General features: G+C 63.7%; 21 protein-coding genes. 10 read left to right on the top strand and 11 right to left on the bottom strand.

Features of this window, described 5'->3' with window-relative positions:
- Positions 1-38: 38 nt before the first annotated feature.
- Together FJ949_RS00890 and FJ949_RS00895 are read right to left on the bottom strand one after the other, a co-directional pair.
- Positions 39-1205, bottom strand: a complete 1167-nt coding sequence (locus FJ949_RS00890) for an AI-2E family transporter (RefSeq protein ID WP_140491417.1) — start codon at positions 1203-1205, stop codon at positions 39-41.
- A gap of 151 nt (positions 1206-1356) precedes the next feature.
- Positions 1357-2415 carry an LLM class flavin-dependent oxidoreductase gene (locus tag FJ949_RS00895; RefSeq protein ID WP_140491419.1) on the bottom strand — a complete coding sequence of 353 codons (1059 nt, stop codon included), beginning with the start codon at positions 2413-2415 and terminating at the stop codon, positions 1357-1359.
- 220 nt (positions 2416-2635) lie between these two features.
- Here FJ949_RS00895 and FJ949_RS00900 point away from each other — a divergent pair, with 220 nt between their 5' ends.
- Positions 2636-3064, top strand: coding sequence for a DUF6481 family protein (locus FJ949_RS00900; RefSeq protein WP_140491421.1), 429 nt, complete (start codon positions 2636-2638; stop codon positions 3062-3064).
- 182 nt (positions 3065-3246) lie between these two features.
- Here the strand turns inward: FJ949_RS00900 and sugE are convergent, their stop codons facing one another.
- On the bottom strand, positions 3247-3561 hold the full coding sequence (gene sugE, locus FJ949_RS00905; RefSeq protein ID WP_140491423.1) for a quaternary ammonium compound efflux SMR transporter SugE: 315 nt from the start codon (positions 3559-3561) through the stop codon (positions 3247-3249).
- A 233-nt stretch (positions 3562-3794) separates the two neighbouring features.
- Positions 3795-3920, bottom strand: coding sequence for a hypothetical protein (locus tag FJ949_RS30970; RefSeq protein ID WP_140491427.1), 126 nt, complete (start codon positions 3918-3920; stop codon positions 3795-3797).
- Positions 3921-4193: 273 nt separating this feature from the next.
- Between FJ949_RS30970 and FJ949_RS00915 the strand changes: the two genes are divergently transcribed.
- A complete protein-coding gene (locus FJ949_RS00915; protein ID WP_140491429.1) occupies positions 4194-5147 on the top strand; it encodes a cation diffusion facilitator family transporter in 954 nt (317 codons plus the stop codon).
- A gap of 123 nt (positions 5148-5270) precedes the next feature.
- On the top strand, positions 5271-5675 hold the full coding sequence (locus FJ949_RS00920) for a GFA family protein (RefSeq protein ID WP_140491431.1): 405 nt from the start codon (positions 5271-5273) through the stop codon (positions 5673-5675).
- Positions 5676-5694: 19 nt separating this feature from the next.
- On the opposite strand, the gene FJ949_RS00925 is transcribed toward FJ949_RS00920, so the two are convergent.
- Positions 5695-6981: a DNA recombination protein RmuC gene (locus FJ949_RS00925; protein WP_140491433.1), complete on the bottom strand. Its 1287-nt coding sequence runs from the start codon at positions 6979-6981 to the stop codon at positions 5695-5697.
- A 103-nt stretch (positions 6982-7084) separates the two neighbouring features.
- Between FJ949_RS00925 and def the strand changes: the two genes are divergently transcribed.
- The 4 genes from def to truA are packed head-to-tail and all read left to right on the top strand — an operon-like array spanning position 7085 to position 9833.
- Complete coding sequence (gene def / locus FJ949_RS00930; protein WP_056573548.1) at positions 7085-7615, top strand: peptide deformylase; 531 nt, start codon at positions 7085-7087, stop codon at positions 7613-7615.
- Between the two features lie 6 nt (positions 7616-7621).
- Positions 7622-8557, top strand: coding sequence for a methionyl-tRNA formyltransferase (fmt, locus tag FJ949_RS00935; protein ID WP_140491435.1), 936 nt, complete (start codon positions 7622-7624; stop codon positions 8555-8557).
- The gene (locus tag FJ949_RS00940; RefSeq protein WP_140491437.1) at positions 8554-9060 is read left to right on the top strand and encodes an N-acetyltransferase; all 507 of its coding nucleotides are present in this window, start codon (positions 8554-8556) and stop codon (positions 9058-9060) included. The genes fmt and FJ949_RS00940 overlap by 4 nt, the downstream gene beginning before the upstream one ends.
- A gap of 23 nt (positions 9061-9083) precedes the next feature.
- Positions 9084-9833, top strand: coding sequence for a tRNA pseudouridine(38-40) synthase TruA (truA, locus tag FJ949_RS00945; protein ID WP_140491438.1), 750 nt, complete (start codon positions 9084-9086; stop codon positions 9831-9833).
- Here the strand turns inward: truA and FJ949_RS00950 are convergent.
- Together FJ949_RS00950 and dapE are read right to left on the bottom strand one after the other, a co-directional pair.
- Positions 9821-10450, bottom strand: a complete 630-nt coding sequence (locus FJ949_RS00950; RefSeq protein ID WP_140491440.1) for a transporter — start codon at positions 10448-10450, stop codon at positions 9821-9823. The genes truA and FJ949_RS00950 overlap by 13 nt on opposite strands.
- A gap of 5 nt (positions 10451-10455) precedes the next feature.
- Positions 10456-11649 (bottom strand): succinyl-diaminopimelate desuccinylase, encoded by a 1194-nt coding sequence (dapE, locus tag FJ949_RS00955; RefSeq protein ID WP_140491442.1) that lies wholly within the window; start codon positions 11647-11649, stop codon positions 10456-10458.
- A 129-nt stretch (positions 11650-11778) separates the two neighbouring features.
- On the opposite strand from dapE, the gene FJ949_RS00960 reads away from it, so the two are divergent.
- Positions 11779-12816 (top strand): 2-dehydropantoate 2-reductase, encoded by a 1038-nt coding sequence (locus tag FJ949_RS00960; protein ID WP_140491444.1) that lies wholly within the window; start codon positions 11779-11781, stop codon positions 12814-12816.
- Between the two features lie 73 nt (positions 12817-12889).
- On the opposite strand, the gene FJ949_RS00965 is transcribed toward FJ949_RS00960, so the two are convergent.
- From FJ949_RS00965 to dapD, 3 genes are all read right to left on the bottom strand, one after another.
- Entirely contained in the window at positions 12890-13267 is a 378-nt protein-coding gene (locus tag FJ949_RS00965; RefSeq protein WP_224646216.1) for a DUF805 domain-containing protein, read from the bottom strand.
- Entirely contained in the window at positions 13260-13583 is a 324-nt protein-coding gene (locus FJ949_RS00970) for a DUF805 domain-containing protein (protein ID WP_140491449.1), read from the bottom strand. The genes FJ949_RS00965 and FJ949_RS00970 overlap by 8 nt, the downstream gene beginning before the upstream one ends.
- 71 nt (positions 13584-13654) lie before the next feature.
- Positions 13655-14509, bottom strand: coding sequence for a 2,3,4,5-tetrahydropyridine-2,6-dicarboxylate N-succinyltransferase (dapD, locus tag FJ949_RS00975; protein ID WP_140491451.1), 855 nt, complete (start codon positions 14507-14509; stop codon positions 13655-13657).
- 143 nt (positions 14510-14652) lie between these two features.
- Here dapD and FJ949_RS00980 point away from each other — a divergent pair, with 143 nt between their 5' ends.
- Entirely contained in the window at positions 14653-15498 is an 846-nt protein-coding gene (locus FJ949_RS00980; protein ID WP_140491453.1) for an LOG family protein, read from the top strand.
- 116 nt (positions 15499-15614) lie between these two features.
- Here FJ949_RS00980 and FJ949_RS00985 read toward each other — a convergent pair whose 3' ends face one another.
- Positions 15615-16325 carry a pyrimidine 5'-nucleotidase gene (locus FJ949_RS00985; protein ID WP_140491455.1) on the bottom strand — a complete coding sequence of 237 codons (711 nt, stop codon included), beginning with the start codon at positions 16323-16325 and terminating at the stop codon, positions 15615-15617.
- Between the two features lie 160 nt (positions 16326-16485).
- On the opposite strand from FJ949_RS00985, the gene FJ949_RS00990 reads away from it, so the two are divergent.
- The gene (locus FJ949_RS00990) at positions 16486-17247 is read left to right on the top strand and encodes a GGDEF domain-containing protein (RefSeq protein ID WP_140491457.1); all 762 of its coding nucleotides are present in this window, start codon (positions 16486-16488) and stop codon (positions 17245-17247) included.
- The last annotated feature ends 178 nt before the right edge of the window (positions 17248-17425 follow it).

Here is a 17425-nt window from a genome sequence, read left to right on the forward strand (position 1 = left end):
GGCATTCGAGCCAGGCGCCGCAAACCAGACGCGCGGCTTTATGCCGGAGCCTTACCTTCCTCGGTGGCCTCATCTTCCACCGCCGAGAGATGTTGTGCCGCCAGGAAGTTGCCGACATGGCTCAGACCATCGAAGTGATCGCAGAACACCTTGATGAGGACCAGCAGCGGCACCGCCATCAGCGCGCCGACAAAGCCCCATAGCCATGACCAGAAGGCAATGGCGATGAAGATCGCCACGGCGTTGATCTCGAGCCGCCGGCCGACAACCATCGGCGTTACGAATTGGCCTTCGACGATGTCGCACAAAAGCAGGAAGGCAGGCGCCAACAACGCATAGGAGATCGTGTCGAAGCTGATCAGCGCGATGATCGTGACCACGATGAGCGTGATCATGGCGCCGACATAGGGCAGGAAATTAAGCAGAGCGGCCGTGGCGCCCCAGACGAGCGGGTTGGGCATACCGAGTGCCCACAGACCAAGGCCAATGATCGTGCCGAGGCCGATATTGATGATGGTGACGGTGAGCAGATAGTGCGAGATTTCCCGTTCCACGTCGTAAACGACCCGCAGCGCCCGCTTCTTCTCGGTGAGGCTGGCGAAGGACTGGATGATCTTTTCATAGAACATCGTGCCTGAAGCAAGCAGGAACAGCGACAGCACGAAGATGATGGTCAGGCTTGTTCCCGCCGAAAGAATGTTCGAGGCCGCCGACGACAGGAAGCCAGACTGGGCTACCGCGACTTTCTGTATGCCCGGCTCCTGCGACGTCTCGGTGAGGCCTTCGATCTGATGTGTAACCTCCATCATCCTCTCGAGCGGAGGTCGCAAATGCGCCAGCCGCTCGGTCAGCCGCTGGCCGATCGACGAAGTGTTGTTGATGAGATCGATCACCGGGCCGCTCAGCAGGTAGCCGGCGCTGGCGAAGAGGCAGAGGGACAGAAGCACCAGAAGCGTCGCCGAAATCACCTCGGGTATGCCGCGCTTGCGCAGAAGCCTGACGATCGGCGTCAACGTCAATGCCAGCAGAAAGGCCAGTATGACCGGCATGAAGAAGGCACGGGCGAAATAGAGCGCGTAGATGGCCATGAAGATGAAGATGCCGACGAGCAGCGAGCGTATCAGATGCGTGTCGGCGCGGGCGGCGATGCGCGCCTCTTCTGCTTCGGAAACGCCCGCGACCGAAGCGGTGGGGTCAGCTTTCATCACGGTCCCTCGGCGGCGCACCGCAATTGGCGCAACCGCTGAGAAAACGCCCCTGCCGGTCCAAGGTTCCGTGAGCCGGCGTTGACGGCGAGCCCACGAGGCCCGCCGTCGCGGTTATTGTTCCCGCGCAATTTTTCGCGGAAGTGCAACACTACGCGGCAGGCGCCGGGGCCGGGACGGCGTCAGCCGTTTCCTTGCGCACGATCGGCGCCACCCTGGTGCCGTAGAGTTCAATCGCCTTCATGACCTTGGCATGCGGCATGATGCCGATCGCCATCTGCAGCAAAAAGCGGTCATTGCCGAAGATCTTGTGCTGGGCGACGATCTTCTCGGCCACCTGCTCGGGATTGCCGACGAACAAGGCGCCGCCCGGGCCGCGTGACTGGTCGAAATGCGCCCGCGAGGTCGGACCCCAGCCGCGCTCGCGGCCGATGCGGTTCATCACCTCGGCCTGTGGGCCATAGAAATCGTCGGCCGCCTTCTCGGTCGTGTCGGCGATGAAGCCGTGGACGTTGATGCTGGTGGCAAGACCCTTCGGATCGGCGCCCGCGCGCCTGGCGGCCTCGCGATAGAGGTCAAACAGCGGCGCGAACCGCGCCGGCTCGCCGCCGATGATGGCGAGCGCCAGCGGCAGGCCGAGCGCGCCCGCGCGGGCGGCGGACTGCGGCGTGCCGCCGATGGCGATCCAGATCGGCAGTTTTTCCTGCAAGGGGCGTGGGTAGACGCCGCGATCGTTGATCGGCGCGCGCAGATTGCCGGACCAGGTGATCTTCACCTGATCGCGGATGGCGAGCAGCAGGTCGAGCTTTTCGGCGAACAGCTCGTCATAATCCTCAAGATTGTAGCCGAACAGCGGAAAGGATTCGATGAACGAGCCGCGCCCGGCCATGATCTCGGCCCGGCCGCCGGAAAGAAGGTCGAGCGTGGCGAATTGCTGGAAGACGCGGACCGGATCGTCCGAAGACAGGACAGTGACGGCGCTGGTCAGTTTTATGCGTTTGGTTTGCTCGGCCGCCGCGGCCAGAGCCACGACAGGCGCGGACGCGGCATAGTCCGGCCGGTGATGCTCGCCAAGGCCGAAAACGTCAAGGCCGACCTGATCGGCCAGTTCGATCTCCTCGATCAGGTTGCGCAGCCGCTCGTGCGGGCCGATTGCGCCGGGGCCCGGCTGCGGGCTGACGTCGGCGAAAGTGTAGAGACCGAGTTCCATCTGGTGTCATCCTGGCGTTTGATTTTCGCGCTAGAGGTAGCGATCAGCCCGTATCACCACCAGAGGGTCTGACTGCGAACAGTGCGTGTCCGTTTCGGCCGCGAAGGCGTCTCCCGGCTGCAACAGCACGGAATTTCATGGCTGGCATACCGTTTTGGCGCTTGAACTCCCGGTTTTCGCGCGTATGTAAGCGTCGCGAATTGACTTCAGGGAAGTGGACTTGGCTATCTACAGGGAAAAAGACATTTTCGAGCGGCGCAACGCCGCGAACGAGGCAAAGAAGGCGCTTCTGGAGCGCTTCAAGTCGAAGCCGGCGGCGGACGATCCCGCGGTGCTGGCGCGACAGGCCGAACGCAAGGCTATCCTTGCGGCGCGTGAGATACGCGAGGCCGAGAAGGCGAGGCTGAAGCAGGAAAGGCTGGCACGCGAGGCAATCGAGAAGGCCGAGCGCGAGGCCGCAGCCGAAGCCGCACGGGTCGCGGCCGAAGAGGCGGCGCAGGCGGAAGCCAGGATTCGGGAAGCCGAAGAGGCCGAGCGCATCGCGCGTCTGCTGGCCGACGAGGCCGAGCGCAAGGCGAAGCGCGACGCGCGCTATGCGGCGCGCAAGGCGCGCACCGGCAGGACACCGCCAGGCTTTACCGGCCGCTAGCCTCAGACCGCCGGAGCAAGCTGCTTCGAGGATCAGGGTCGCTGCGAAGCGGCCCTGCATGCGTTTGTCCGCGCGCCAATTCATGCGATTGCCGACGCCGTTCGTGATGCGACTTTCGCAAAATTGCTCTGTTTGCTTCGACGCAATTCCGGATGGAAAACCGCTTCGCTTCCTGGATTGCTTTACGCCGCGAATTTCAGCCCCATAATGCCGCAGACGATGAGCGCGATGCAGGCGAGCCTGATGACGGTCGCCGGCTCGCCGAGCAGCCAGATACCGAGCAGCGCCGTGCCGACCGTGCCGATGCCGGTCCACACCGCATAGGCGGTGCCGACGGGCAGCGCTTTCAGCGCCAGTCCAAGCAGCGTGAGGCTGACGATCATCGAGGCGACCGTGAGCACGGTCGGGACGAGGCGGGTGAATCCGTCGGTATATTTGAGGCCGATTGCCCAGCCGATCTCGAACAGGCCGGCGAAAAACAGAAAAATCCATGACATGGGGAACGCTCCATCCAAGCATCGCACCGACGTCCGTTCAGGACGATGCAATGCGCGATCGACCGAGCACCGCGGCAGCCGATGCCCTATCAGACAGTGGGCGGGTCGTCCCGACCGGATTTCAGGAGATGTGGGGTCGTCCCCGCACCAGATATAGGGTGTCTTAACGCCCGATCAACAAACTGCCGGCGGTGTTCCGAACGCCGCCGGCGAACTCCATCCGAGGCACGCGACTATTTTTCCTTGAGCCTCGTTGCCTTGACCGGCGGCGCCTTGAGCGTGGGAGCAGCGGCCGGCTTCTTGGCGTCCTTCTTTGGCTTGCGGGCCTCCTTGCCTGCCTTCATCGCACCTTTTGCCATGATTCGTTCCTCCAGTTGCGGGAAGTGAAGTGAAACAAGAGAAATGCCTGTAGGCAAGGGCCGTTCGCGGTGACGGCCGCGAAAACCGGCAACCTGTTTCGGCGGCCTTATGAATCCGAACCGGCGCGCAGCGACTTGAACGGACGGGGTGTTGGTGCGTCGCGATGGCCGCGGAATTTCGGCGGGCCCGCAGCATGATCTCAAGGAAATCGGCTCCCACTTTTCCTGCAATTACTCTAGACTTCGCGTGTCGGACAGGACGACAGGGAAGCAATGGCGGGGCATGGCGGCTCTCGAACGGTCATCTACGCGGCGCTCGCCGGCAATCTCGCGATCGCGCTGACCAAATTCGTCGCAGCCTTCTTCACCGGCAGTTCGGCGATGTTTTCGGAAGGCGTGCATTCGCTGGTCGATACCGGCAATGGTAGCCTGCTGCTTTATGGCATGCATCGCGCCGCACGCCCGGCCACCCGCGCGCATCCGCTCGGCCATGGCCGCGAGCTCTACTTCTGGAGCTTCATCGTGGCGCTTCTCGTCTTCGCGCTCGGCGCCGGCGTATCGTTCTACGAAGGCGTGACGCACATCATTGCGCCCGAACCGGCCGCCAATGTCAGGGTCAACTACATCGTGCTCGGCCTGTCGTTTCTGTTCGAGGGCAGCTCATGGCTGGTGGCGCTGAGGGAATTCCGCCGGCAGAAGGGCCAGCAGGGCTGGCTGCAGGCCGTGCAATCGAGCAAGGATCCAAGCGTCTACACAGTGCTGTTCGAGGACAGTGCCGCGCTTCTCGGCCTGATCGTCGCCTTTGCCGGCATATTGGCGGCGGAGATTTTCGAGAGGCCGGAACTGGACGGCGCCGCCTCGATCGGCATTGCGCTGATCCTGGGTGCGACCGCGGCCTTCCTGGCGCGCGAGAGCAAGGGGCTGCTCATCGGCGAGCCTGCTTCGCCCGCGGTGCAGAAAGAAGTGCTGGCGATCGCGCAGCAGGATCCGGCGGTGCAGCGGGCGAACGGCGTCCTGACGGTCCACCTGGGGCCGGAAGAAATCGTTGCCGGCCTGAGCATCGAATTCGAGGACCATCTGTCGGCGCCGGAAATCGAAGCCTGCGTCGAGCGCCTCGAAGCGCGGCTAAGGAAGGAAATGCCCGAGATCACCCGGCTGTTCGTCAAGCCGCAGACGACAGGCACCTGGGAACAGCGGCGCAAGCTGATCGAATCGGCATCCGAGTAGAGTTTTGAGCAGGTCTCGAAAGCACATTTCACTCCTCGGGATTATGTCTTGGACCAGCGTCGCGTCGTTGCCTTGCGACGCTGCGCCGCTAAAATCAGCCGATCGAGTTTTGGAGGACTGATTATGAAGATCGACGGCGGCTGTCATTGTGGTGCCATCACCTATGAGGCGGAGGTCGAACCGGAAAAGACCTCGATCTGCCATTGTACCGATTGCCAACAGTTGACCGGTACGGCCTTTCGCGTCACCGTTCCGGCGCCTGAAGATCACTACCGGATCACAAAGGGTACACCGAAGGTCTACATCAAGACCGTGGCAAGCGGCGCCAAGCGCGTCCAGGCCTTTTGCGCCGACTGCGGTTCGCACCTTTACGCCACGTCGGTCGGAGATGGCCCAAAGGTCTACGGCATTCGAGTGGGAACCGCGCGGCAACGCCAGGATTTGATTCCGACACTGCAAAAATGGCACCGCTCGGCGCTTCACTGGCTACCTGAATTTCACGGCATGACCACAGTGGAGGAGCAGTAGCGCCGTCCGGTGCGGCGCCTCATTCGTCGCCTTCGACGACCCTCAGCCTGAGCTGGCCGGTCTTTGAATCGGCAACGCGTGGGGAATCGACAACGCGCGGGCCGGGTTCCGGCTTCGCAGGGGCTGGTGACGCCATGTCAGGGTCGGCATCGCCTCCGGGCTGCGCCCCAAACTCCAGAGCTTCGATCTTCTGGCCGCGTTTGGTCACCTTCGACGTCGAGACGAGGATGTCGTCTATATCCTTGGCCGACTGGGCAAAATGGCCCTGCAATTTGCGCACCCGCTCGTCGACGCGCGAAACATCCTCCATCAGCCGGATCACCTCGCCCTGGATCAGGTGTGCCTGCTCGCGCATACGGGCATCCTTCAGGATCGCCTGGATGACCTGGATCGACAGCATCAGGAGCGACGGCGAGACGATGACGACGCGGGCGCGGTGCGCCTTCTGCACCACCGCCTCGAAATTTTCGTGGATCTCGGCAAACACCGATTCCGACGGCACGAACATGAAGGCGGTATCCTGCGTCTCGCCCTGGATCAGATATTTATCCGCGATATCGCGGACATGCACCTCGATGTCGCGGCGGAAGGCCTGCGACGCGACCTTCTGCTGTTCGGCGCCTTCGGCGGCGCGGATGGCGTTCCAGGCTTCCAGCGGAAACTTGGCGTCGACGGCAAGCGCCGGCGCGCCGTTGGGCATCTTCACCAGGCAATCGGGACGGCTGCCGTTGGACAAGGTCGCCTGGAACTCGTAGGCGCCGTGCGGCAGACCGTCGGCGACGATCGCTTCCATGCGCGACTGGCCGAAGGCGCCGCGCGTCTGCTTGTTGGAGAGGATCGCCTGCAATTGCACGACCTGGCCGGCGAGCGACTGGATGTTGCCTTGCGCGGTGTCGATGACGGCCAGCCGCTCCTGCAATTTGGCCAGGCTCTCATGAGTGGATTTGGTTTGCTCGGTCATGGTCTGGCCGAGGCGGCCGGTCATGGCATCGAGGCGCTGGCCGATCGATTGCGTCAGTTCCGCCTGCCGCGCGCCGAAGACTTCCGCGATGGCGCCCATGCGGCCCTGCATCTCGGCTTGGCTTTGCAATATGCCGGCCATCCGCGCCTCGGCGTCGCGGGCATGGTCGGCGGCTTCGGCAGCGGCCACGGCGCGCGCCTTGGCCGAGCGCCACAGCGCGACGACAAGCGCCACGAACAGGCCAAGAAACACAAAGGCCCCGAACGCCAGCGCATGGCCGAGCGTGATCGTGGTCGCGCCAAGCCGGGCGACAGGTTCCGAAAGGATGGATGTCAGGTCGTTCATGCACACAGCATAGACGATTCGGCCGGCCAGCACAGATCAAAACGTGAACGATCCCCCGGCGTACCGGTTGACGCCCTTTATTCAAGGTCTTAGGTGAGACGCCATGCCGATCAAGCCGCTCATCATTCTTCCCGACCCCATCCTGCGCCAGGTTTCCAAGCCGGTGGAGCGCGTCGACGCGCCCTTGCGCAAACTGGCCGACGACATGCTGGCGACCATGTATGACGCGCCCGGCATCGGGCTGGCCGCGATCCAGATCGGCGAGCCGCTGCGCATGCTGGTGATCGACCTCGCCAAGGAGGACGAGACGCCGGCGCCGCATGTCTTCATCAATCCCGAAATCCTGGAAAGCGCCGACCAGCGCTCCGTCTACGAGGAAGGCTGCCTGTCGATTCCCGACTATTATGCCGAGGTCGAACGCCCGGCTTCCGTGCGGGTCAAGTATCTCGACCGCGACGGCAAGCTGCAGGAGATGGAGGCCGAGGGGCTGATGGCAACCTGCCTGCAGCATGAGATCGACCATCTCAACGGCGTGCTGTTCATCGACCACATTTCGAAGCTGAAGCGCGACATGGTGGTGAAGAAGTTCAAGAAGCTGGCCAAGGACAAGGCTCCGGGCAAGCTGGTGGGATAGGGGACAATGCCCCTTCGCGTCATTTTCATGGGGACGCCGGAGTTTTCGGTGCCGACATTGCGCGCGATTGCCGATGCCGGACATGAGGTCGCGGCCGTCTACACCCAGCCGCCGCGAGCCGCCGGCCGGCGCGGCCTTGAGCTGACACTGTCGCCGGTACAGCGCGAGGCGGAACGGCTGGGCATCGAGACGCGCACGCCGACGTCGCTCAAGGGCGAGGCCGAACAGGCAGCTTTTCGCGCGCTGCAAGCCGATATCGGCGTGGTCGTGGCTTATGGCCTGCTGCTGCCCAGGGCGGTTCTTGAGGCGCCGCAACTGGGCTGCATCAACGGCCATGCCTCGCTGTTGCCGCGGTGGCGCGGTGCGGCGCCCATCCAGCGGGCGATCATGGCGGGAGACAGCGAAACCGGCATGATGGTCATGCGCATGGAAGAAGGCCTCGACACCGGCCCGGTGGGGCTGGTTGAAAAATGCGTCATCGAACCCGATATGACCGCCGGCGATCTGCATGATCGATTGATGAGCGTCAGCGCCGCACTGATCGTAGAAGCGCTGGCGCGGCTGGAAAGGAATGGCCTGGCCTTCACCGCCCAAGCGGTTGAGGGGGTGACCTATGCCAAAAAGATCGGTAAATCCGAGACGCACGTGGATTGGACGCGACCCGCGGCCGAAGTCCACAATAACATTCGCGGCCTGTCGCCCTTCCCCGGCGCCTGGTGCGAGGTTGAAATTGGTGGCCGGGTGGAACGGCTGAAACTGCTTCGCTCGACGCTTGCGCAAGGTGTGGGCGAACCGGGAGGAATTCTCGACGACCGCCTGACGATCGCCTGCGGAGCGGGCGCGATCCGGCTGGTCGAAGTTCAACGGGCGGGCGGAAGGCCCGCCGCCGCGCAAGAATTCCTGCGCGGGACCAAGATCGAAAAAGGAATGAAACTGTCATGAGCATGATGTCGATACGCGCGGCGACGCCGCGGGATCGCGAGGCCATCCGCCTCGTCGAGGAACACGCTTTCGGCCAGCAGGCGGAAGCCGGGCTGGTTGACGCGCTGGTTTCCGGCGGCGACGCCGTTGTCGAACTGGTGGCGGAAGAAGACGGGCAGGTGGTTGGCCACATCCTGTTTTCGCGTCTTTTCGTCCGCACCGGCGGCAAGGATTGCCCGGCGGTGGCACTGGCGCCGCTGGCGGTGGAGCCGTCCTTTCACGGCACCGGCATTGGCGGCGCGCTGATCCGCGAGGCTCACATCCGCCTGCGCGACGCCGGCGAGATGCTGGCCGTGGTGCTGGGCGATCCCACCTACTACAGCCGTTTCGGCTACAGCCACGCGCGCGCCGAAGGATTCGAGAGCGAATACCAGGGCGAGGCGCTGCAGGCGCTGGCCTGGGGCGACGCTCCCGGAACCGGCCGGCTGGTCTACGCCTCGGCCTTCACCGCACTCGCCGCCTAGGCGAGTGCGTATAGCCGCCCGGCATGCCGCGTTTTCGCCTCGACATCGAATATGACGGCAGCCTGTTTGCCGGCTGGCAGCACCAGGCGGACCAGCCTTCGGTGCAGCAGGCGATCGAGCAGGCGATCGAAAAATTCTGCGGCCAACAGGTCCGCTTGCGCGCTGCCGGCCGTACCGATGCGGGCGTGCATGCGACGGCCCAGGTGGCGCATGTCGACCTGGCCAAGGCCTGGCCGGACGACAAGGTGCGCGATGCCGTCAACGCGCATCTGCAGGGCGCGGGCAATCGCATCGCGATCTTGAAAGCCACGACCGTCGTCGACGGCTTCGATGCCCGCTTCTCGGCTATCGGCCGTCACTACCTCTACCGCATCCTCAACCGGCGCGCGCCCTCGGCGCTGGAAAAGGGCAAGGTATGGTGGGTGCCGAAGCAGCTCGACGCCACTGCCATGCACGAAGCCGCCAAAGTGCTGCTTGGACGGCACGATTTCACCACCTTCCGTTCCACGCAATGCCAGGCCGAGAGCCCGGTGCGCACGCTCGACCGTCTTGACGTCAGCCGTTCGGGCGACATGATCGAAGTCAGAGCCTCGGCGCGTTCCTTCCTGCACAACCAGGTGCGCTCGATGGTCGGCTCGCTCAAGCGCGTCGGCGAAGGCGCATGGACGGCGGGCGATCTCAAGGCGGCGCTCGAGGCGCACAACCGCGCCGCCTGCGGCCAGGTGGCGCCGCCCGACGGGCTTTTTCTGATCGGCGTCGATTATCCCGGATAGAGTCCCGAAAGGCTCTGAGCTCCGGTGTCCGGACCCGTGATGCCAAGCAGCGCCTGCAGCCCGAACAGCACGATCAGCGAAGCGATGAACATGCCAACGAAGACAGCGGTCCCGATTGCGGCCCCCCTGCCGATGGTCGCGTTGGTCATGCGCCAGGTCAGCACCATCGACAGCGCGAACAACAGCAGCGACACAAGGCTGGAGATCTGGCTCGCCGACGTCAGGAAAAGCCTGATCAGCGCGGACGGCAGCATCAGCCAGGCGGTGATGGCCGAAGCCCAGTTCGAGGCCACCACATAGTGCACGAAGCGGCCGCCGATGCCGGCGCGCGGCGCGACCAGAGCCAGTGCGACCAGAGGCAGCACCCAGGAACCGATATCGACTGTCGCCAGCCGCAACAGCATGCTGAAGCGGCCCGCGAAGGCATCGGGATCGCCGATCTCGTTGGCGATGCCGACCCAGCCGACGATCAATGCCGGCGCCGCGACGACGATGGCGAAAAAGGAATTCCAGAAACCATCGGCAGACAGGTCGAGCAGACGCAGGCCATCGGCCCTGCCGAGCATCAGTCGCCAGGCGCCGGTCAGCGAAACTTGGGTCTCGTCCGCCGAAAGCATGCTGCTCAGTCCTGTCCGAACCAGTCTTCGATGAAGCGCTGATAGATTTGCGTCAGCGTCTCGAGATCGGCAAGGGCTACGCGCTCGTCGACCATGTGCATGGTCTTGCCGACCAGGCCGAATTCGACCACCGGGCAATAGTCCTTGATGAAGCGGGCATCCGACGTGCCGCCGGAGGTGGACAACGCCGGCGCTCTGCCGACCACCGTCTTGACCGAGCCGCTCAACGTCTCGATCAGCCTGTCGTCGCGGGTCAGGAAGACATGGCTCGGCCGGTCGCGCCAGACGAGTTCGTAGTCGACCGGCATCTCCTTGCCGGGCCGGTATTTCTTGCGGCCCGCCGCCTGGTCGAGACGGTTGTGGATTTCGGCCTGTATGGTCTCGGCGGTCCAGCTGTCATTGAAGCGGATGTTGAAGGTGGCGGTTGCCTTTGCTGGAATGACGTTGGTGGCCGGGTTGCCTACGTCGATGGATGTCACCTCCAGATTGGTCGGCTGGAAATCCTTCGTGCCCTCATCGAAGACGGGATGCAGCAAAGCATCGATCAGGCTCATCAGCCCGCGTACCGGATTGTCGGCAAGCAAGGGGTAAGCGACATGGCCCTGGCGGCCATTGACGATGACGTCGCCCGACAGCGAGCCGCGCCGGCCGATTTTTATCATGTCGCCGAGCGCAGCCGGGTTGGTCGGCTCGCCGACGATCGATGCATCCCATTTCTCGCCCCTGGAAGCCGCCCATTCGAGCAGCTTCGTGGTACCGTTGATGGCCGGGCCTTCCTCGTCGCCGGTGATCAGCAGCGAGACCGAGCCCTTCGGGCCGCCATTCGCCTCGATATGGCGCGCTACCGCGGCGATGAAACAGGCGATGCCGCCCTTCATGTCGACCGCACCCCGGCCATACATCTCGCCATTGGCGATCTCGGCGCCGAAGGGCGGATGCGTCCAGGCGGCTTCGTCGCCGACCGGCACCACGTCGGTGTGTCCGGCGAACATCAGATGAGGGCCATTGCCGGAGCGCCTGGCATAAAGGTTCTCGATATCGGGCGTGCCGTCTTCCGAAAACACCGGGCGATCGACGAGGAAGCCGAGCGGTTCCAGCATCGTCTGCAACGCGGTCAGCGCACCGCCTTCGGCCGGCGTCACGGAGGCGCAACGGATGAGGGCGGCGAGGTTTGCGGCGGGATCGGTCGGCAGCGTCATGGCAAAAGCGATAGTCGAAAGCTGAAGGCCTGTCACGGCCAGACGTAGGGGCCAGTCCTATGACCGGCGATACCGCCGACATTATGGTTTTCATGTCGTATAGTCGTGGGCCCGGTGCGGAGCGACAGGATGGCAAACGGGGGCAAGAGAATCGTCATTGCCGGCGCCGGCGGCATCGGCTGCTATGCCGGCGGCTGTCTGGCGCTCGCCGGGCGCAAGGTCATCCTGCTGGCCCGGCCGCGCGTCGAGGCGGCTCTGCGGCAAGGCGGATTGCGGATCAGCGACCTTGAGGGCCGCGATCGAGGCCTCGAGCCGCAAGCGCTTGCCGTCACCACCGAACCAGCCGCTGCCTTGCCGCAGGCGGACGTGATCCTGGTCACCGTCAAGAGCGGCGCGACGCGGGAGATGGCTGCGCTCATCGCCGCCCACGCCCCGCCGGACGCCGTGGTGGTGAGCCTGCAGAACGGCATCGACAATGCCGACAGGCTGCGCGCCGGTGTCGGCGGGCGACCAGTGCTGGCCGGCATGGTGCCGTTCAATGTCGTGCAATCGGCCGACGGCGAATTACCGCTGCGTGTCCACCGCGCCAGCGACGGCAAGGTCATGATCGAGGACAGCGATGCCGGTCTGATCAGCCTTATCGGCGTCGAAGGGTTCCGGGTTGAAGTCCATGCCGACATGAAAGCCGTGCTGTGGGGCAAGCTTTTGATGAATTTGAACAATGCGCTGGTGGCGCTTTCGGGCCTGCCGCTGGCGAGCGAGCTTGCCGACCGGCGCTGGCGGCTGATCCTGGCAAGACAGATCGACGAGGCGCTCCAGGCCATGAAGGCGTCGGGCATCGAGCCGGCGCGGATCGCCGGCTTGCGGCCGGCGCTGTTGCCGATAGTGCTCCGCCTCTCCGATTGGCTATTCAGGCTGCTGGCGCGGCGGATGCTGGCCATCGACCCGGAGGCGCGTTCCTCCATGTGGGACGATCTGCAGCGCGGCCGGCCGACGGAGATCGGCGATTTGCAAGGCGCCGTTCTTCGCCTGGCGCAAGAAGCGGGCACGCCGGCGCCGACGGTCCGACGAATCATCGCCCTGGTGCGTGAAGCGGAAGCGGCCGGCCGCGGATCGTCCGGTTTCGGCGCGGATCAGGTCGCCGCGCCTGAAGCGCGTCGCGTCTGAATGAATTCAGGCGACGCGGATCAGGCCTTCATTTTCATGCATACCGTCAGTAGCGCATCGCGATGATGGGCGCTCAGGGTTCGGCCGGTGCATTGGTGCGCTTGCCATAGCGGTTGGGTCCGGGCTTGCCCGGAAACAGGCAAAGCACGACGAAGGCGACGATCGAGACGACCGGCACGAACAGGATCAACGCCGCGATGCCGGGCTTGTCGAGGTCGTGCAGCCGCTTCACCGCCAGTGCGATGTTCGACCACAGCGAGGCGATGAAGGCGATGAAGAAGACGAACGACCACATGTTGCTCTCGGGCGAGCCTTCCGGCACCAGCGTGAAACGATAGAGCGGGAAGGCCTGGATGATGGCCACGAGCAGCCCACCAAGAAAATAGGCCGCGCGGCTGACGCGGCCCGATGTCTTGAAGAAAAGCCAAGTAAGGTTGGATCTGTCAGGCAAGCGGGTCCCGTCCATATTGATTGACACCCTGGGCGCCTTCGAGAACGCCGAGACCGATCAGCGTCCACCAGCCCGACTTGTCGCGGTCGTGCCAGCGTTTTCCATAGAGAGCAATCGCGAAATAGATCGACGCCAGCGCGACGAGCATGCCGATGATGCCGATCCTGCCGCCGCCTGCGGTCGTGAAGCGCGTGCCGAGAATCGCATCGAGAATGAAGGCAACAATACCGATGACGATGAATATATCGATGCCGGCCCAGAACTTGGCGTGATCGATGCGGCCGTCGAAGCTCGTCAGCAGACATCTCCAGTCCATGCCACCCTCCATGTTGAACCGGCGCGACCGATCGTCGCGCCGGCGGAAGGTGCGCCCGCTTTCCAAAAAGATCAATCGCGCAGCAATTCGTTGATCGACGTTTTGGACCGGGTCCTGGCATCGACCCGCTTGACGATGACCGCGCAATAGAGGCTTGGACCCGGCTCATTGTTCGGAAACGGCTTGCCCGGCAGCGAACCGGCTACGACGACGGAATTCGGCGGCACTTCGCCGTAGAAAATCTCGCCGGTGGCGCGGTCGACGATCTTGGTCGATTGGCCAATGAAGACGCCCATGCCGAGCACAGAGCCCTCGCGCACGATGCAGCCTTCGACCACTTCCGAGCGCGCGCCGATGAAGCAATTGTCCTCGATGATGGTGGGACCGGCCTGCATCGGCTCCAGCACGCCGCCGATGCCGACGCCGCCCGACAGGTGCACATTCTTGCCGATCTGGGCGCAGGAGCCCACCGAAGCCCAGGTATCGACCATGGTGCCCGAATCGACATAGGCGCCGACATTGACGAAGGACGGCATCAGCACGGCGCCCGGCGCGACATAGGCCGAGCGGCGCACGATCGACGACGGCACGGCGCGGAAACCGGCCTTCTCGAAATCGACGGCGCTCCAGCCGTCGAACTTCGACGGCACCTTGTCCCACCACACGGCCTGGCCGGGACCGCCCTTGATGATCTCCATCGGGTTCAGCCGGAAGGACAAAAGGACGGCTTTCTTCAGCCATTGGTTGACATGCCACTGGCCATCGGCCTGGCGCTCGGCAACGCGGGCGGTGCCGCGGTCGAGCAGATCGAGCGCCGACTGGATGGCGTCGCGTGTCTCGCCTCTGGTCGCCGTCGAAATCGCGTCACGTTCCTCGAAGGCCTTGTCGATGGTCTTTTCGAGGCTCGCCAGATCCGGCTTCGACATGAATTCGCTCCATTACCAGGCTGTTAAGGGGCTGAGCCTTAACCTGTTTTGAAAATCGCGCGGACCCTATGTGAAGGCAGAGTAGGGGTCAATCGCGACTGCGCCATGGGACGGCGCAAGTGAATGAAATGGACGGACCTGACATGACACCCATGGAAAAGGCGGGCTGGACGCCGCTGCCGCATTCGGACGAGGATCTGGAGCGGGCCAGGAGCGTGCCGGACACGCCGCAGACGCGCGCCGAGACCTACCGCCTGGCGTGGAACGATCCCGACTTCATGACGCGGCGCGAACTGCGCGCGGTCAGGCTGCAGCTCGAACTCCTGAAGCCGGAGATGATCCTGGCCGAGCGCGGTATCCGCTCGACCGTGGTCCTGTTCGGGGGCGCGCGGCTGCCTGAACCCGGCGGCGAGGCCTGGGCGGCCAAAAACGAGACGCAGAAGAAAAACCTCGAGGAAAACAGCAAATATTACGAGGAAGCGCGCAAATTCGCCCGCCTGTGCTCGCAGCAATCGGCCAGTTCATACTACCGCGAATATGTCGTGGTGACCGGCGGCGGGCCCGGCGTGATGGAAGCGGGCAATCGCGGCGCCGACGATGTCGGCGCGCCCTCTATCGGCCTTAACATCGTTCTGCCGCACGAGCAGGCGCCCAATGCCTATGTGACGCCGGAACTCTGTTTCAACTTCCACTATTTCGCCATCCGCAAGATGCATTTCGTCATGCGCGCGAAGGCCGTCGCGGTGTTTCCCGGCGGCTTCGGCACGATGGACGAATTCTTCGAGACGCTGACGCTGATCCAGACCGGGCGCATGGAGCGCGTACCGGTGATCCTGTTCGGCAAATCCTTCTGGAAACGGGCGATCGATCTCGACTTCCTCGCCGAGCAAGGCACGATCAGTCCCGGCGACCAGGACATCATCGATTTCGTCGACACCGCCGACGAGGCCTGGGGCATCGTCAGCCGGTTCTATAAGTTAGGGGAGTAAGGGAGTAGGGCAGTAAGGCAGTATATCTAGAATCAAGGGCTGAGAGCGCCCCTCATCTTCCTACTGCCCTACTGCCCTACTGCCCTACTGCCCTACTGCCCTACTGCCCTACTGCCCTACTGCCTTATCCCCACGACTATCTCCGTCAGAAACCCGGCCAAATCGTCGGTGACGAAGTCGACATCATCTTCCTGCGCCGGATCGCGCTCCCAGATTTCGGAGAATGTCGGCTCGAAATTGCGCGGCACCACCAGGACCGTCGTCATGCCCAGTGACTTCGGCACGGACAGGTTGCGCGCGAGATCCTCGAACATCACCGCATTGTGGCCGGTGACGGCGTGAAGTTCGGCGAATTTCTCGTAGGTCTGGCGCGCCGGCTTGGGGTTGAGCCCGGCGGCGACGATATCGAAGATGTCGTCGAAATGATCAAGGATGCCAAGCTGGCGCGCAGTGCGCTCGGCATGCCTGCGGTCGCCGTTGGTGAAGATGAACTTGCGGCCGGGAAGCTGGCGAATGGCGGTGCCGAGGACGGGATCCGGCACCAGCCAGGAATAGTCGATGTCGTGGACCTTCTCGAGGAAATCGTCGGGGTCTATGCCATGGCGCGTCATCAGCCCGTTCAGTGTCGTGCCATATTCCCGATAAAGTTCCTTTTGCAGCTTGCGCGCGTCCTCGCGCGGCAGCGACAGCAGTTCCCCGACATAGGCGGTCATCTTGACGTCGATCTGCGAGAACAGATTCGAATGATGCGGATAGAGCGTGTTGTCCAGGTCGAACACCCAGTCGGTGACATGGGCGAAGCGAGCGGGGTCGGGGTGTGTAGCCATGCGCCCCTTATGGCACGAAACGGACGATCTTGAAGGGGCTTTATCCACAACTTCTACGCGCCGAAAGTGGCAGAACAGTCTCACCGTTCAAATTTTAGGCATCCTGGAAAGGTGGCCTTCAGGGCTTGCTGGCACAGAGGCGGTCCAGTGGGAGCCAGCGATGAGCAGTATAATTCTGAAGTCCGCCACCATTGCTTTCGTCTCCGTCGCGGTTTCGCTCCTTCTGACCCTGATCATCGTCCCCGCCATGGGATTCCCGGTCAACCGCATGATCTGGCTGACCTCGACATTGTGTCCGCTGGTTCTTGCATGGGCGGCCTGCGCAAGCACGTTCTGGCACAGCGACAGGCTGAAGTCGGCGCATCGCGACCTTGCCCGCACGCACGCCCAGCTTGCCGCAGCGCATCGCCGGCTGGCGGAAAAGGCCAGCCGCGACGACATGACGGGCATGCTCAACCGGGAAAGCTTCTTTGCCGTGCTCAACGGCTCCCGGCACAAGCCCGATCGCGGCGCCTTGCTGATCATCGATGCCGACCATTTCAAGATGATCAATGACAGCTTCGGCCATCTGACCGGCGACGACGCGCTGCTCCTGATCGCCAGCGCCATCAAGCGCGGGGTGCGCGACGGCGACGTCCTCGGCCGCATCGGCGGCGAGGAGTTCGGCGCATTGCTGGTCGGAGCCACGGAACGGGAAGCCAAGCGCGTCGCCGAGCACATCCGCCGCGAGGTCGAGCTGATCCGCTTCCGGCCCGTGGACGAGCGGACCATTCCGCTGACCGTCAGCATCGGCGGAACCCTCTGCGACGAAAGCGCCAGCGTGTCGGAGCTGATGCGGGCCGCCGACCGGCGCCTCTACCAGGCCAAACATCGGGGACGCAACCTGGTGATCCTCGACACCGACATCTCCGAGGCGGCCTGAACGGGCTGATCCAGCATATCGGCTTGTTAAGGAGTCTCTAACCCTGTTTGCACTCGGCTGCGCATTGTTCCGGCTTGCAACCAGTTTTGGCACGCTTCTGGCTTCGATGATGAAGCATGTGCCGTTCAGGGAACATGCCTGGATGTTCAGGGAACATGCCTGGATAGAGACCCCGTCG

It is taken from the genome of Mesorhizobium sp. B2-4-1 (assembly GCF_006442185.1).
In the GTDB taxonomy this organism is placed as follows: Bacteria; Pseudomonadota; Alphaproteobacteria; order Rhizobiales; family Rhizobiaceae; genus Mesorhizobium.

Excerpts from the sequence above, each read along its gene's own strand:
- FJ949_RS00990 (WP_140491457.1), top strand. The coding sequence starts at position 16,486 with ATGAGCAGTATAATTCTGAAGTCCGCCACCATTGCTTTCGTCTCCGTC.
- FJ949_RS00890 (WP_140491417.1), bottom strand. The coding sequence starts at position 1,205 with ATGAAAGCTGACCCCACCGCTTCGGTCGCGGGCGTTTCCGAAGCAGAA.
- FJ949_RS00925 (WP_140491433.1), bottom strand. The coding sequence starts at position 6,981 with ATGAACGACCTGACATCCATCCTTTCGGAACCTGTCGCCCGGCTTGGC.
- truA (WP_140491438.1), top strand. The coding sequence starts at position 9,084 with ATGCCGCGTTTTCGCCTCGACATCGAATATGACGGCAGCCTGTTTGCC.
- FJ949_RS00985 (WP_140491455.1), bottom strand. The coding sequence starts at position 16,325 with ATGGCTACACACCCCGACCCCGCTCGCTTCGCCCATGTCACCGACTGG.
- FJ949_RS00970 (WP_140491449.1), bottom strand. The coding sequence starts at position 13,583 with ATGGACTGGAGATGTCTGCTGACGAGCTTCGACGGCCGCATCGATCAC.
- dapE (WP_140491442.1), bottom strand. The coding sequence starts at position 11,649 with ATGACGCTGCCGACCGATCCCGCCGCAAACCTCGCCGCCCTCATCCGT.
- FJ949_RS00920 (WP_140491431.1), top strand. The coding sequence starts at position 5,271 with ATGAAGATCGACGGCGGCTGTCATTGTGGTGCCATCACCTATGAGGCG.
- def (WP_056573548.1), top strand. The coding sequence starts at position 7,085 with ATGCCGATCAAGCCGCTCATCATTCTTCCCGACCCCATCCTGCGCCAG.
- fmt (WP_140491435.1), top strand. The coding sequence starts at position 7,622 with ATGCCCCTTCGCGTCATTTTCATGGGGACGCCGGAGTTTTCGGTGCCG.
- dapD (WP_140491451.1), bottom strand. The coding sequence starts at position 14,509 with ATGTCGAAGCCGGATCTGGCGAGCCTCGAAAAGACCATCGACAAGGCC.
- FJ949_RS00940 (WP_140491437.1), top strand. The coding sequence starts at position 8,554 with ATGAGCATGATGTCGATACGCGCGGCGACGCCGCGGGATCGCGAGGCC.
- sugE (WP_140491423.1), bottom strand. The coding sequence starts at position 3,561 with ATGTCATGGATTTTTCTGTTTTTCGCCGGCCTGTTCGAGATCGGCTGG.
- FJ949_RS30970 (WP_140491427.1), bottom strand. The coding sequence starts at position 3,920 with ATGGCAAAAGGTGCGATGAAGGCAGGCAAGGAGGCCCGCAAGCCAAAG.
- FJ949_RS00950 (WP_140491440.1), bottom strand. The coding sequence starts at position 10,450 with ATGCTTTCGGCGGACGAGACCCAAGTTTCGCTGACCGGCGCCTGGCGA.
- FJ949_RS00915 (WP_140491429.1), top strand. The coding sequence starts at position 4,194 with ATGGCGGGGCATGGCGGCTCTCGAACGGTCATCTACGCGGCGCTCGCC.
- FJ949_RS00980 (WP_140491453.1), top strand. The coding sequence starts at position 14,653 with ATGACACCCATGGAAAAGGCGGGCTGGACGCCGCTGCCGCATTCGGAC.
- FJ949_RS00895 (WP_140491419.1), bottom strand. The coding sequence starts at position 2,415 with ATGGAACTCGGTCTCTACACTTTCGCCGACGTCAGCCCGCAGCCGGGC.
- FJ949_RS00960 (WP_140491444.1), top strand. The coding sequence starts at position 11,779 with ATGGCAAACGGGGGCAAGAGAATCGTCATTGCCGGCGCCGGCGGCATC.